Genomic DNA, 11964 nt, shown 5'->3' on the forward strand with positions numbered 1-11964 from the left:
CGGCCCACCACCGCTCAGACGCCGAAGGCGGTCACGGCTATGTAGATCGCCAGCAGGATGCCCGAGATCGCGGCGAGCCCCGCCGCCGCGATCAGGCCGTCCCGCGCGAGCAGCCCCATGCCCATGAGCACCACGGCCCCTCCGAGGAAGGACGAGGAGAAGGGCACGACCTCCAGGAACGGCATCGCGCAGCCGCACATGAAACACACGGCCTCGACGATCCGGCTTCCGGGGCGCAGGACGAGCCAGCACATCCGTTCCCGCGCATGGCCATCCAGCCAGTTGGCAAAGCGATAGAGCTTGATCAGCGCGGCCCGCGCCTTTTCCCCGCGCATGTCCTGTCGCAACAGGAAGGCCGGCAGCCACAGCCAATCGCGGCCGGGCCACAGCATCTGACCCGAGACGATGGCGATGGTGATGCCGCAGAGCGATGAGAATAGCGGGATGCCCGACAGTGGAGAGAGAACCAGCAGAGCCGGCACCATCAGCATCGGCAGAAACGACCGCCGACCGAAGGCTTGCACCACGTCGCCCACGCTGACGCGCTCGCCCTCGGCCGACTTTTCGAGGCGCTCGATGATATCATGCACGGGATGGCCGCCCTGGGCGGTCTGCGAAATTGCGTGGGCCATGGGCTCAGGACCTCTCACGCAAGGGCAGACAATGCCGCGACAGGGACGCCCCGGCGTTTGCGGCGCAGGCGCGGGACTCCCGGCTGTCGCTGACGCCCGCCACGCCGTCCCCCGCGATCAGGGCATCGGGGGCAGATGGGGCGTGGATCGCGGCCATGGGGCACTCCTTGGATTGGGCGGGCAGGGCACCGGCCCCTGCATAGGCAATGCCGTGAGCGCCCCGCGTGTTCCCGACAAAGGGGCGATTTCGATCAGAAATTTCCACCACCCTACGCCCCGGAGCCCCGGAAGGACGGATGGGCCGCGCGGCAAAGCTCCGGACGGCGCATGAGTGTCACAGGATCGTCTGGATCGCGATCGCGGCCAGGTAGATCCCGAGGATCGAGAGGCTCTCTATCCCGATCCCGGCCGGGCCCTGCCGCTGCCGGTAGAGCTGGCCCAGGGTCAGCACCGCCGTCATGCACAGGCCGATCGCCAGCCAGAACACGTCGTCCTTCCCGATCGCGTGATAGAGCGAGCCCTCGCGATAGGCGGCATCCCCCATCACCAGAAACAGCGTGTCGAAGGTGTTGCCACCGATGATGCCGCCCACCGCCAGTTGCAGCGCCCCGCGCCGCACGGCGGCCAGGGTCGTCACCAGCTCCGGCAGAGAGGTCACGACCGCGGTCATCAAGGCGCCCACGACTGAGGCCTTGATCTCGAACCGGTCGGTCAGCACGCCCGCCACGCTGGCGATGACCCAGCCCGCGACGGCCATGGCGGCCATGATGGCGGCGAAGGACAGCGCCAGCTTCCGGGTCGAGGGGGCGTCCTCCTCTTCCTCATCCTCCTCGTCCGGCGCGGTCTCGTCGGTTTCGACGGCTTCCCACATGGGCTCTTCGCGCACGCGGTTCGAGGCATAGACGCCGCCCGCGTAGATCACCAGGAGCAGGTAGGACGCCGGGTGCAGCCCGAGGATCGCCGCGTCCGGGCCCAGCCAGGCGACCAGCGGCAGTGCGAGCATCAGCATCAGCAGTGCGCCCTGGAATATGTTCGCGAGGTCGGCCGCGGCGTGCTCGAGGTTGGCGCGGCGATAGAGGATGTCGGCCAGCGCCAGAAACGCGGTCTGCGCCGCGATCCCGCCGATCCCATTGGAAAAGGCGAGCGAGGCCCGCCCGTCCATCGCCGCCGTGACCGACACGATCGTCCCCGAGAGCGAGGTCGCCGCCCCGAGCAGCACGCCGCCGACGAGCGCTTCGCCCAGACCCGTGCGGTCGGCGAGCAGGTCGGCCTGGCCGGTCATACGTATCCCGCCGGTCAGGACGACGAGGGCGGCGGCGGCGAAGATGGCGAACAGAAGCGGGGTGGCGAGGGGATCGAACATAGCTCGGCAACTCGCGACAGGGCAATTCGTTCACGCCTTTCTGACGGCGGGGCCTTTTCGTGCCGCCGCGCGGTCGCTGCGCAACCGGTGGGCTGGCGCGGGATGACAACGGCGAAGCGCACCGGCCCGGCACCGACGCGGATCCGTCTCGTCGGGTGCGAATGGCCGCCGATCCGGGGCGGGCAGGGACGTTTGACGGGGAATTTGACGGGGAATTTGACCTGGAAATGCGCACTCCCGCGACGGAATGGAAGGGTTTGTCGCGCGGGCGCACTGCGGGGTGTGGACGATTGTCACGGGCTGGCGCTAGACTGGCGAGCCGGCGGGGGCCTTTCAATCTGTCTTCCCAGCTTGTGCGCTGACGAGCGGGGGGCGAGGCCGCAGCTTTCCTCGATCTTATGGAAGGGAGCCTGTGCCTGGACCCGGGCCGTGGTCGGGCTGGAGTTGATGATGAAAGAAGACCCTCGCGTCGTGTTGATCGTCGAAGACGAGGTCATCGTTGCCATGGATCTGAAGCTTCAGGCCGAAGACGCAGGATGGCAGGTTCTGGGGCCGGTTGGCACCATCGCCGAGGCGCAGGCCGTGGTGGCGGATCACCAGCCCGATTGCGCCCTGCTCGACGTCAACCTGGTGGACGAGAACAGCTTTGAGCTGGCAGAGGGTCTGAGGCGTCGCGGCACGCGCGTCGTATTCCTGACCGGCCTCGCGGCGTCCGACATACCCGACGAGATGCGCGAATTGCCCGTCGTCGAGAAGCCCGTCCGCTACGCGGACCTGATGATCGCTCTGAGCGAGCCCGGCTGAAGCCATTTCAGGGCCCGGTGTTGGCCGGATCCTCCGCGCAAGGAAGGTGCCCCCCGGGAAAGGGTGCGCCTTCGTTCTGCCGGGCGGCGCCCGCGCTGGAGATCGAGCCGTCCAAGAACGCCGCCCCTGGTATCAGCGGTCCGAGCTTTCCTCTTCTCTCTCGTCCTCTTCCGGGGTGTCCCAGAACTCCGTCTCGCCGTTCAGCCCAAGCGGTTCGGCGCTGTTTTCGGGGCGGGTCCAAGGGTCATCGTCGGTGATCGGCTGTTGCGAGCCCAGGGATTCCTGCGTTGGCGGCTGATCGTCCAGCCGCTCTTGCGCCTGCGCATCTTCGGCGGGCATGGGCTGGCCAGGGGTCGCGGCCGTGGCTGCGGCATCAGCCGAATGGCGTCCCGCAGGGGGCGTCTGGGTGGTTTCCTCGACCGGTTTGGTCGCGGGGCCGGGAATGCTTGGGTCGTGTTTTGTCGTGTCACTCATCTTTGGTCTCCTTTTGCGGATGCGTCAGGGGACGGATCAACCGCGCGGCCGGTTGGGCCTCACGGGAACCGGCCGCGGCACCGGCGCGGGCTTGGGCAGGACGCTGTCGATCAGGCCACCCAGCCAGTTTCCGAAGGTTTCTCGAATGTTGCTTGGCATCGTCCACTCCCGGTCAAGGTCACGTGCGGGGGGAAGTAAATCCGCGCACTGAGAACACAACGACCTGACCACCTCATTGTTCCGTCTTGTCCGTTCGCCCGCGTCTCCCGCGCGCTACCCGCGGGCGGGAGACGCGGGCGAGACGCGGGCGATCGGGGGACGCGGCGGAACGATCCCCCGCAGCAGGGGTTTGGTCCTGGGCCCGGCTGCGCGGGCCCCGCCAGGCCGGCCCGGCGCCGCGCGATCAGGAAACCGACAGGAGATCCGAATTGACCTATACGCTGACACTCGCCGAAATCGGCCTCGTGACCCATGACACGCATTTTCTGCATTTCGAGCCCGTCGAGGGGCTGACCTGGACCCCCGGCCAGGCGACCGAGCTTGCGTTCGACCTGCCCGGCATTCGCGACGAGAAACGTCCCTTCACATTCACCTCGCAGCCCGGAGAGGGGATGATCGAGTTCGTCATCAAGAGCTATCCCGACCATGAGGGCGTGACCGCGCGGATCAAGGACCTGCGCCCGGGCGACCGCGCCTTCGCCGACGAGCCCTGGGGGGCGATCTCGGACCAGGGGCAAGGCACCTTCATCGCGGGCGGGGCGGGAATGACGCCCTTCATTCCGATCCTGCGCAAACATGCCCGCGATGGCGGCATGAACGACCGGCTGGTCTTCGCCAACAAGGCCGAGCGGGACATCATCCTCCGCGAGGAATGGGACGCGATGGACGGTCTGCAGACCGTCTATGTCACCGATGCCGAGGACGACGGGCACCTGAATGGCCCGCTGGACGGTGCCGTTCTGGACAAGGCGGTGTCCGACTTCGACGGAACCTTCTATGTCTGCGGCCCGCCGCCGATGATCGAGGCCGTCACCAAGGCGTTGTCTGAACGGGGCGTGACGGATGAGCGGATCGTCCAGGAAGAATAGCCCCCGGCTTTGACGCCCGGATCGGTGGGCCCACGGGACCCGCCGCCCCATCCGCCCTTCCCCATCCGCCTGTCCCCATCCGCCCGTCCAGGAGGCCGCCCGCGGGCCGAAGGAACAGAAATTCTCAAAAAAGATCGGAAGGTCCCGGAACATGGGTCGCCCCGGCCGGTTCACTGGACATCGCAACCTCAAACAAGGAGGCAACCATGAAACGCTTTATGCTTCTCAGCTCCGTCGCAGCCCTCAGCGCGACCACGGCATTCGCCGAAGCCCACATGTCCGAGAGCGACATGAACCAATCCGAGATGAGCCAATCCGGCCTGACCGGTTCGGGCAACATCGAAAACATGATCCGCTCCAGCGAGATCGTCGGCGGCGACATCTACGCCATCGACCGTGACTACACCGACGCCGAATGGGACGTCGACATGTTCGACGAAGTCGGCCCCAACTGGGAAGACATCGGCAACGTGACCGACATCGTCTTTTCCCAAGACGGCCGCACCGCGGGTCTGATCGTCTCGTCCGGCGGGTTCCTCGACATCGGCGACGACACCGTCGTGCTCAGCATGAACGATGTGCGCCGTGTGGCGACCAGCGACGGCGAGATCGACTACGTCGTGCGGATGACCGAGGATCAGCTCGAAGATCTTCCGGAAGTCGAAGAAGAATGGTGGTAAGCTGACCACAGCCTGACGTCGCGACGTTCAGGACGGAAAAGGGGGCCTTCGCACCCCCTTTTTTCGTGCGCGGGCCCTCCCGCCAAGGTGGACCCACACGATCGGGGTCAGGACGTCTCCGGCCAGATCAGCTCGCTTGACGCGAGCACCGCTCGCCACACCACGCCCCCCCCGCTCGAAGGAGATCTCGGGCGCGGGGCCGCCACCGGCACGGAAATTGGCGATCAGCGAGGAGCCCAGGCCCTGCACCTTGGGCTCGGAGACCGGCGGGCCGCCCCGCTCTTGCCAAAGGATCTCGAGGTTGCCGTCGTCCGGCAGTCTGCGCCAGGAGATCGAGACCTGGCCCCCGGAGGTCGACAGCGCCCCGTATTTCGCGGCGTTCGTCGCAAGCTCGTGGACCGTCATCGCCAGGTCGAAGGTGACCTTCTCGCTCAGCTCGACCGGATCGCCGTCCAGCCTGTACTGGGCGGTGCTGGCTGCGTAAGGGGCGACATGATCGGACAGGATCGTGCGCAGGCCCGGGCTGCGTCCTTCCCTGTCGGACAGACGCGAATAGGCCTCCGACAGGTTGCGCAGTCGGGCGCTGAAGGCCTCGTCCAGGTCGGCGACGCTGTCGGCGCTGCGCAAGGTCAGCTTGAACAGCGATTGAAGCACCGCCAGGCTGTTGCGCACCCGGTGCTGCAACTCCTCCAACAGAAAGGCGCTGCGCTTTTCCTCGGCGCTCAGGCGATCCATCAGGTCGCGGCTCTGGAACTGGCGTTTGCGGTTCTCGTTGGACGTGCCGAAAAGCTGCGTCAGCACGAAAGGTCCGGCGGGCCGCTGCAGGCAGATGTAGTTGGCGGCCGCCGTGCACTCGGACAGGATCCTGCAGGCGGGCGGCAGGTTCAGCACATCGTTCACCAGGAACATGACCGGCAGCCGCGACCACATGGGCTCGCTCTCGTGGACGGTGCACAGGGTCTCGCCGACCTCGAGCTCGGCGCCTTCGTGGCTGATGACGAGGAACAGGTAGCCCTCTGCCCCGCCCCCATCGAGGCGCGAGATCAGGGCAGGGGCGTCGGGCACGCATAGCGCCGTGAGCCCGCTTGCCTCGACGATTTTTGCAATGGCCACGGCATCGTCCCCGAGCGGGGCGAAGACCAGAACGGGTGTATCCGGGGCGCCGGCGATCTCGTCAACTTCCGCCAAGCGTCGACTCTGACTTGGTCCGCTTTTCGGTTTCGGCCGAGACATGCCGGATCTCCACCGCGCCCGGCCGGATCACCAGTTCCTGGATGTTGCGCAGGTGATCGCCCTGGCGTTTCTTCAGCACGGCGATGGAGCGCCGGATCTCGGAATTGCTCTCGTACTGCCGCAGTAGGATGACGGAATCCGCGATGAAACTGCTGTTGAGCTGCGTTGCCGGCGGCTCTCCGAGCAGGCCGCTCTGGGAAATGGTGACGATCACCAGGACCTCCCGCATGGCCAGGTGCTTGATCAGCGTATGAAGGTGGATCAACGCGTGGCTCTGGTCGGGCAGCGCCTCGAGATAGCCCGACAAGCTGTCGATCACGATGACCCGCGCGCCCTCGTTCACCGCCGACAACACCGCGTTCGAGAACTCTCCCGTCGACAATTCGGCCGGGTCGAAATGCTGTAGCAGGACCCGGCCGTGCTCCTCCTGCTCTGCAAGCTCGATCCCGACCTGTCTGGACCGCTGGCGCAGGACCGCCGTGCGCTCCTCGAAGAGGAACATCGCCGAGGTCAGCCCGCGTTTGCCCGCATCGCTGGCCAGCACCGTGGCCAGGGTCGATTTCCCGGTCCCCGACTGGCCCGCGATCAGCAGGGTCGACCCGAATTCAAGCCCACCGCCGAGCATGTCCCTCAGGCCATCATGCGAGGGTTCGAGCATCTCTTCCATCGTCACCGGTTCGGCATCCTTGGGAATGACCCGGGGATAGACGACCATCCCGCCGGTCCCGATCCGGAAATCGTGGTAGCCTTGGACGAAGGGCGCACCGCGCAGCTTGGTCACCGTCAGCCGCTGGCGTACCACGCCGATCGGCGGTGTCACACTGTCCAGCTTGATGACGCCGTGCACGATGCCTTCGGCATTGCGTTCTCCCCATTGCGGCTCCAGGTGGTCGACCAGAAGGGATGTGCAGCCGATCTCGCGAAGCTTTCGGCGCAGGGCCAGCAATTCGCGCCGGTAATGGGTCTCCTGCTGGGTCAGAAGGCGCAGTTCCAGCAGCGAGTCGAACACGAAGAGATCCGGCTTGTGCTTGTCCAGCTCCCGGTTGAGCTCGTCCATCAGGCCCACCAGATCGGCCTGATCGCTGTCGACGGAAAACACACGCGAGCTGCCATCATGGCCCAGCTCGGGGGTCAAGGTGTCGACCTGCGACATGTCGAACCCGTGGGATTCGGCGATCATGTCGAGCTCGAGGTGCGATTGCGCGATGCTGAAGAACATCGCCTTCTTGCCCCGCCGGGCGCCCTCGATCAGGAATTGAAGCGCGAGGGTGGTCTTGCCCGTGCCCGGCGCCCCTTCGACCAGCATGATGCGGCCCGCCGGATAGCCCCCGATAAGGATCCGGTCCAGCCCGCTGATGCCGGTCGGCACGTGTTTTTCGCCCTCGTCGTCTTGCGTCATCTTCATCAATTTCACTCGTTTCGCCCAAGACGTCCCCCCGGGGACCACCTCTCCCGGAATGACGCTTTCACGACCCCCGGTTGTAGGCCACACGGCGCGGACAGGGCAAGCAAATATCCAAACCTCGAGGCCGCGACTGCCGCGGGCCGCACCCAGGCATCGTGAATATGGCCGCGGAATCCGACGGATCCGGGGCGGCGCGGCCAGCTGGGGCCGCATGCAGCAACCGCGGCTCAACCTGCCCGAAGGCCCGCCCATATCAGGTTCAGCGAGATCAGCAGCAGGGCGATCTCCACCAGGATGAAGAACAGCCGCTCCGGGATCACCCGGGTGATCCGGTATCCTGCCCAGGCGCCGAAAATCGCCACCGGCGACAGGATCAGGACGGACCCCATATCGCCCCAGCCGATCAGGCCGAGGGCGAGGTAGGGCGGCACCTTGATCAGGTTGACGTAGGCAAAGAGGATCGTCGCCGTCCCGGCGAAGGTCATTTTCGGCAGTTGCTGCGGCAGGGTGTAAAGCTGGAAAGCGGGGCCCCCGGCGTGGCTCACGAAACTGGTGAAGCCTGAGACCGCGCCCCAGAACAGCCCGCGCGGAATGTCGGCCGGCCGCGCGGCGGCCCCGCCCTGAAGCCGCGACACCATTTGCATGGCCAGGAAGGTCAGCCCGACCGCGCCGATGACGATCCGCACCGCATTCTCGTCGATCCGCCCGACGAAGAGGTATCCCGCAACAACGCCGATGGTCGTCGCCGGGGCCAGGATCGCGAGGTTCCTGCGGGAAAAGGCGTGGCGGTAGATCCAGATCCCGTAGGCGTCGCTGATCAGGTAGACTGGCAGCAGCAGCGCGGCCCCCTGCAGCGGTGACATGACCAGCGACATGTTCGGCACGCTCAGGAGCGCGATCATCGGGAGGCCGCCCTTGGCGGCCCCGACGAACAGCGCCGCCGCGACGGCGGCAAACCAGAAAAGCTCGGGATGTGTCACGTCGAATTCCTTGTCTCGCGCCCGGTGCATGCGGCCGCGTCTGCCCCACAGGTTCCTTGTCCGGCATGAACCTTGTCCGGCCCCAGGGGCTGCCACCCCGCACGACTGTCGATGTCGCGGACAACCGGACCGCCTGCCGCCCCGGAACCCGAAGGTCGTATCGGCCCGTCGGGAGCCCCCTGTCAACCACCTGATCCAGCGCGGCTTCTGCGGCGCCGGCCATTCCCGACCGGCTGGTTTGCAGATGTGGACCAGGGAAATCCGTCTGCGCATCCTCCGGGATCCCCGACAGGGCAGGGCTCCTTCGATGAGGTCCATCTTGCCCTCTCCCGCCAATTGCAACGGGGCCATCGGCGGCAACATGGCCCGAAATCCCGCTCAGATGATCGACGGTCCGGCGGCATCTACAGCCCCCTGCGTGACCCGCGCGGCCCTACATCCGGCCGACGCGATCGGAACATGCCGATCCGGATCCATGCCGCGGGAAACGAATGCTCCGAGGTCGTTGCCGGCGAGAGGAGATCACGCAGTGCGCCGGCAATACGCTGTGGCGGCGCGAAACCCGCATGATCGGCAAAGGCGAGGCAAAGCTCCGCCTTGCCGCGGAAATCCAGCGGATCGCCCATGCCGGGATCGGGGCGCTGACGGATCCGACGGTGGCCAACAATGCGCTCGACGTGCTGCTCCCTTCGGACGGGAGGGGCCGGGGATAAATACGCTGCTGACCCGCGGCGCATACCGAGCGGCGGACGGCCATCCAGCCCGACCACACCTTGTTCGGGGCCGAGCCGATGTGACTGGATCGAGGGGCCGAACCGTTCCAGGTGGCACCGGGTGGTGCGCACTGCCTTCCGGGGCCTGCGCCACCCGCCATCCCGGTCCAGACGCAGGATCATGCATGCCAGGGCGATGGTCTCGATGCCGGTGATGGCGGTGTTCTTCCATCGGAACGCTACTTCGCGGAAGGCCCCACCGGCGGTGCCGTCAAGGGGCAGGCCATGGTTCGGATGGTGATCTCGACCCGTCATCCCTGTGTCCGAAAATTGTTGTTCAACCCGCACGACAAGCTGAACGCGCTGTCGAGCCCGCTGATGACGGAACTTGACGCGGCCCACCACGAGGCCGCTGCCGACCCGGACGTCAGCGTTGTCGTGCCGCGCGCGTTGCTGGCGCTGCCTTCGATGGCGGCGGGGCAGGACCCCCGTGCGGCACGGATCGGTCCGGGGGGGCTGGGGGGGGGTGAATGGATATCGGGCACACCTTGTCGCAGAACGGCCCGCCGACCCTGACGAAAGTGGCAGGGCTTGCAAGCGGACCGCTCGACCGGCCGTTTCGACGCGACGTCGCGGCGGAAACCGCGGCGGCCGTTCGGAGCCCGAGATTGCGCTGACACAGCCGAATGCAAGGAACGACGCTTTCATGTCCCAATTTGGCAACGACAACGACAACGTCCTAAACTCGGGTCATACCCGCGAGGATCTCTTCGGCTCGGGCGGCAACGATACGCTGTTCGGAGGTGGCGGCGACGACATCCTCATCGGCGATCTTGGCAACGACATCATCAGCGGCGGTGACGGCAACAACACCCTGCGCGGCGACGATGGCAACGACGTCATCGACGGCGGCTCGGGCCGCGATTTCATCATCGGCGGCAACGATGACGACACCATATACGGCGGCACTGGTGACGATGACGTTAACGGCGGCAATGGAAATGATGTCGGCTCCGGCGGCGCGGGGAATGACCGGGTAACGGGTTATTCAGGAAATGATGATCTAAGGGGCTGGAAGGGCGACGACGACCTTCTGGTGAAGAACGGGACCAACACGCTGCGGGGCGACGACGGGGATGATGACATCCGCGGCGGCTCGGGGGTGGATTCGATCTACGGAGGGAACGACGACGATACCATTCTGGGCCTGCAGGGCGCCGACGACCTGAACGGCGGCAACGGCAATGACAGCATCTCGGCGGGGCCGGGGCGGATGATTTCCTGTTCACGGCGCCGAGCCGCGGCGAGCGGGATGTGATCACCGGGTTCCAGGACGATTTCGACGAGGTGCTGCTGGACATGTCGCCGCGCGACATCTCTCTGACGGCCAGGGGCGGCGGGACGGAGGCGGTGATCGACGGGCATATCATCTTCCTGCAGGGCATCGCGCCGGCGGATGTGGAGGATGATTTTCGGTTCGTGTGAGGGGGCCGGCCGGAAGATCCGTGGCCGCGGCGCCAAACGGCGTCCTGGCGCAGTCGATGAACCCATTTCCACGCGGGCATTCTAGTCCTTGGATAGCGAAGAACAGTTCAACGTCGACTGACGATCCGAACCCTACAAGAACCTCAGCCGGGCCAGCCAAGAGCGGCTCGAAGCCAGGACAGCAGCCTTGTCGATGCTGCATGGCAGCAATTCAGGAATGTGGATTGTGCACCCGCAGCATACGCCTATCTTCCCCTTGAGCGGCGTCGGTCGACGTCGGCAACAAAAAGGAGGCTTCACATGGCCTATGCACAGACCAATATCGGACGCCTCTACCAAGGCGGGCTGAAATCCCGGATCCAGCAGCTGCGCACGTCGATCCGCCGCCGGGCCGAGCGCCGTGCCGTCTATCTCAGGACGTACAACGAGCTCAATACGCTGAGCGACCGGGATCTGGCGGATTTCGGATTCCACCGCAGCGAGATCGCGGGCATCTCCCGCAAGGCGGCCGAGAAAGCCTGATTTGGCATGGCGCCGAAGCGGTGCAATGCCTCCGGGTCACTTGTGGTCCCGGTTCAACAGCAGAACGACTTCCGCCGGGTCCCATGCCCGGCGGTTTTCGTTCGGGCGGCGGTTCACCCACGTCGCCAGAGACTCTGTCGTCCCCGTCCGGTTCTATGCTGCCATTCCTGCGCACTCCCCCATGGATGTTCTGGCGCGGCGGTATCGCTGCGTGATGAGGGGATGGGCGGGGCTCCGACAAGAGAGCTGATGGCGAAGGTGTGTGTCCCGAGTGGGGCAAAGACCAATCAGCCAGGACACGCAAGGTGACCCTGCGGCATACCCCTGGATGACGCAGAAAACAGGGCCTGATTCCCCGGCCACGAGGGGTTTTTGGTCAGCTGGATGCGGTTCCGTTCCACGTAACCGCCTGTATCCAAACAATTTTGGCAGAAAGTTGGGTCGCGAGGAGATTTTTTGAAAAAAGCACTTGCGGGGTAGGTCATCAAACCGTAGATACGCCTTCACCGGCAGGGCAGCGATGCTTGGTCGGGGCGCCAGACGGGGTTTCGGCTTACGAGGCGGAGAAGAAAATCAGAGGTATTT

15 protein-coding genes are annotated in these 11964 nt (G+C 65.8%); 6 read left to right on the forward strand and 9 right to left on the reverse strand.

The annotated features are described in order from the left end of the window. Window positions 1-14 precede the first annotated feature (14 nt). The 3 genes from ROA7023_RS19725 to ROA7023_RS19730 all read right to left on the reverse strand — a co-directional run bounded on the left by ROA7023_RS19725 (window position 15) and on the right by ROA7023_RS19730 (window position 1995). A complete protein-coding gene (locus tag ROA7023_RS19725) occupies window positions 15-632 on the reverse strand; it encodes an exopolysaccharide biosynthesis protein (protein ID WP_085880715.1) in 618 nt (205 codons plus the stop codon). A 4-nt stretch (window positions 633-636) separates the two neighbouring features. After that, complete coding sequence (locus tag ROA7023_RS24570) at window positions 637-789, reverse strand: hypothetical protein (RefSeq protein WP_159458606.1); 153 nt, start codon at window positions 787-789, stop codon at window positions 637-639. Between the two features lie 177 nt (window positions 790-966). Then, the gene (locus ROA7023_RS19730; protein WP_085880716.1) at window positions 967-1995 is read right to left on the reverse strand and encodes a sodium:calcium antiporter; all 1029 of its coding nucleotides are present in this window, start codon (window positions 1993-1995) and stop codon (window positions 967-969) included. 450 nt (window positions 1996-2445) lie between these two features. Here ROA7023_RS19730 and ROA7023_RS24575 point away from each other — a divergent pair, with 450 nt between their 5' ends. Further along, the gene (locus ROA7023_RS24575; RefSeq protein WP_159458607.1) at window positions 2446-2799 is read left to right on the forward strand and encodes a response regulator; all 354 of its coding nucleotides are present in this window, start codon (window positions 2446-2448) and stop codon (window positions 2797-2799) included. Between the two features lie 132 nt (window positions 2800-2931). Here the strand turns inward: ROA7023_RS24575 and ROA7023_RS19740 are convergent, their stop codons facing one another. Further along, window positions 2932-3273: a hypothetical protein gene (locus ROA7023_RS19740; RefSeq protein ID WP_085880718.1), complete on the reverse strand. Its 342-nt coding sequence runs from the start codon at window positions 3271-3273 to the stop codon at window positions 2932-2934. 36 nt (window positions 3274-3309) lie between these two features. Next, window positions 3310-3432 carry a hypothetical protein gene (locus ROA7023_RS25515; protein WP_268808023.1) on the reverse strand — a complete coding sequence of 41 codons (123 nt, stop codon included), beginning with the start codon at window positions 3430-3432 and terminating at the stop codon, window positions 3310-3312. A gap of 269 nt (window positions 3433-3701) precedes the next feature. Between ROA7023_RS25515 and ROA7023_RS19745 the strand changes: the two genes are divergently transcribed. Both ROA7023_RS19745 and ROA7023_RS19750 read left to right on the forward strand, forming a co-directional pair. Continuing rightward, complete coding sequence (locus ROA7023_RS19745; protein ID WP_085880719.1) at window positions 3702-4361, forward strand: ferredoxin reductase domain-containing protein; 660 nt, start codon at window positions 3702-3704, stop codon at window positions 4359-4361. Between the two features lie 206 nt (window positions 4362-4567). Next, window positions 4568-5041, forward strand: a complete 474-nt coding sequence (locus ROA7023_RS19750) for a PRC-barrel domain-containing protein (RefSeq protein ID WP_085880720.1) — start codon at window positions 4568-4570, stop codon at window positions 5039-5041. Window positions 5042-5068: 27 nt separating this feature from the next. Here ROA7023_RS19750 and ROA7023_RS19755 read toward each other — a convergent pair whose 3' ends face one another. The 4 genes from ROA7023_RS19755 to ROA7023_RS24095 form a co-directional block, all read right to left on the reverse strand. After that, window positions 5069-6229, reverse strand: a complete 1161-nt coding sequence (locus ROA7023_RS19755) for a sensor histidine kinase (protein WP_159458608.1) — start codon at window positions 6227-6229, stop codon at window positions 5069-5071. After that, window positions 6216-7679 (reverse strand): DUF7125 family protein, encoded by a 1464-nt coding sequence (locus ROA7023_RS19760; protein ID WP_159458609.1) that lies wholly within the window; start codon window positions 7677-7679, stop codon window positions 6216-6218. Before ROA7023_RS19760 ends, ROA7023_RS19755 begins: the two co-directional genes overlap by 14 nt. Window positions 7680-7906: 227 nt before the next feature. After that, a complete protein-coding gene (locus ROA7023_RS19765) occupies window positions 7907-8659 on the reverse strand; it encodes a sulfite exporter TauE/SafE family protein (RefSeq protein WP_143535674.1) in 753 nt (250 codons plus the stop codon). Between the two features lie 404 nt (window positions 8660-9063). After that, window positions 9064-9774, reverse strand: a complete 711-nt coding sequence (locus ROA7023_RS24095) for a hypothetical protein (protein ID WP_159458610.1) — start codon at window positions 9772-9774, stop codon at window positions 9064-9066. A gap of 304 nt (window positions 9775-10078) precedes the next feature. On the opposite strand from ROA7023_RS24095, the gene ROA7023_RS19780 reads away from it, so the two are divergent. The 3 genes from ROA7023_RS19780 (at window position 10079) to ROA7023_RS19785 (ending at window position 11379) form a co-directional block, all read left to right on the forward strand. After that, the gene (locus ROA7023_RS19780; protein WP_085880726.1) at window positions 10079-10690 is read left to right on the forward strand and encodes a calcium-binding protein; all 612 of its coding nucleotides are present in this window, start codon (window positions 10079-10081) and stop codon (window positions 10688-10690) included. Continuing rightward, a complete protein-coding gene (locus ROA7023_RS24580; protein ID WP_159458611.1) occupies window positions 10687-10857 on the forward strand; it encodes a hypothetical protein in 171 nt (56 codons plus the stop codon). The genes ROA7023_RS19780 and ROA7023_RS24580 overlap by 4 nt, the downstream gene beginning before the upstream one ends. Before the next feature lie 300 nt (window positions 10858-11157). Next, window positions 11158-11379: a DUF1127 domain-containing protein gene (locus ROA7023_RS19785; RefSeq protein WP_085880727.1), complete on the forward strand. Its 222-nt coding sequence runs from the start codon at window positions 11158-11160 to the stop codon at window positions 11377-11379. The last annotated feature ends 585 nt before the right edge of the window (window positions 11380-11964 follow it).

Source organism: Roseisalinus antarcticus (assembly GCF_900172355.1).
Classification (GTDB): domain Bacteria; phylum Pseudomonadota; class Alphaproteobacteria; order Rhodobacterales; family Rhodobacteraceae; genus Oceanicola; species Oceanicola antarcticus_A.

Excerpts from the sequence above, each read along its gene's own strand:
- ROA7023_RS19725 (WP_085880715.1), bottom strand. The coding sequence starts at position 632 with ATGGCCCACGCAATTTCGCAGACCGCCCAGGGCGGCCATCCCGTGCAT.
- ROA7023_RS24570 (WP_159458606.1), bottom strand. The coding sequence starts at position 789 with ATGGCCGCGATCCACGCCCCATCTGCCCCCGATGCCCTGATCGCGGGG.
- ROA7023_RS19730 (WP_085880716.1), bottom strand. The coding sequence starts at position 1,995 with ATGTTCGATCCCCTCGCCACCCCGCTTCTGTTCGCCATCTTCGCCGCC.
- ROA7023_RS24575 (WP_159458607.1), top strand. The coding sequence starts at position 2,446 with ATGAAAGAAGACCCTCGCGTCGTGTTGATCGTCGAAGACGAGGTCATC.
- ROA7023_RS19740 (WP_085880718.1), bottom strand. The coding sequence starts at position 3,273 with ATGAGTGACACGACAAAACACGACCCAAGCATTCCCGGCCCCGCGACC.
- ROA7023_RS25515 (WP_268808023.1), bottom strand. The coding sequence starts at position 3,432 with ATGCCAAGCAACATTCGAGAAACCTTCGGAAACTGGCTGGGTGGCCTG.
- ROA7023_RS19750 (WP_085880720.1), top strand. The coding sequence starts at position 4,568 with ATGAAACGCTTTATGCTTCTCAGCTCCGTCGCAGCCCTCAGCGCGACC.
- ROA7023_RS19760 (WP_159458609.1), bottom strand. The coding sequence starts at position 7,679 with ATGAAGATGACGCAAGACGACGAGGGCGAAAAACACGTGCCGACCGGC.
- ROA7023_RS19780 (WP_085880726.1), top strand. The coding sequence starts at position 10,079 with ATGTCCCAATTTGGCAACGACAACGACAACGTCCTAAACTCGGGTCAT.
- ROA7023_RS19785 (WP_085880727.1), top strand. The coding sequence starts at position 11,158 with ATGGCCTATGCACAGACCAATATCGGACGCCTCTACCAAGGCGGGCTG.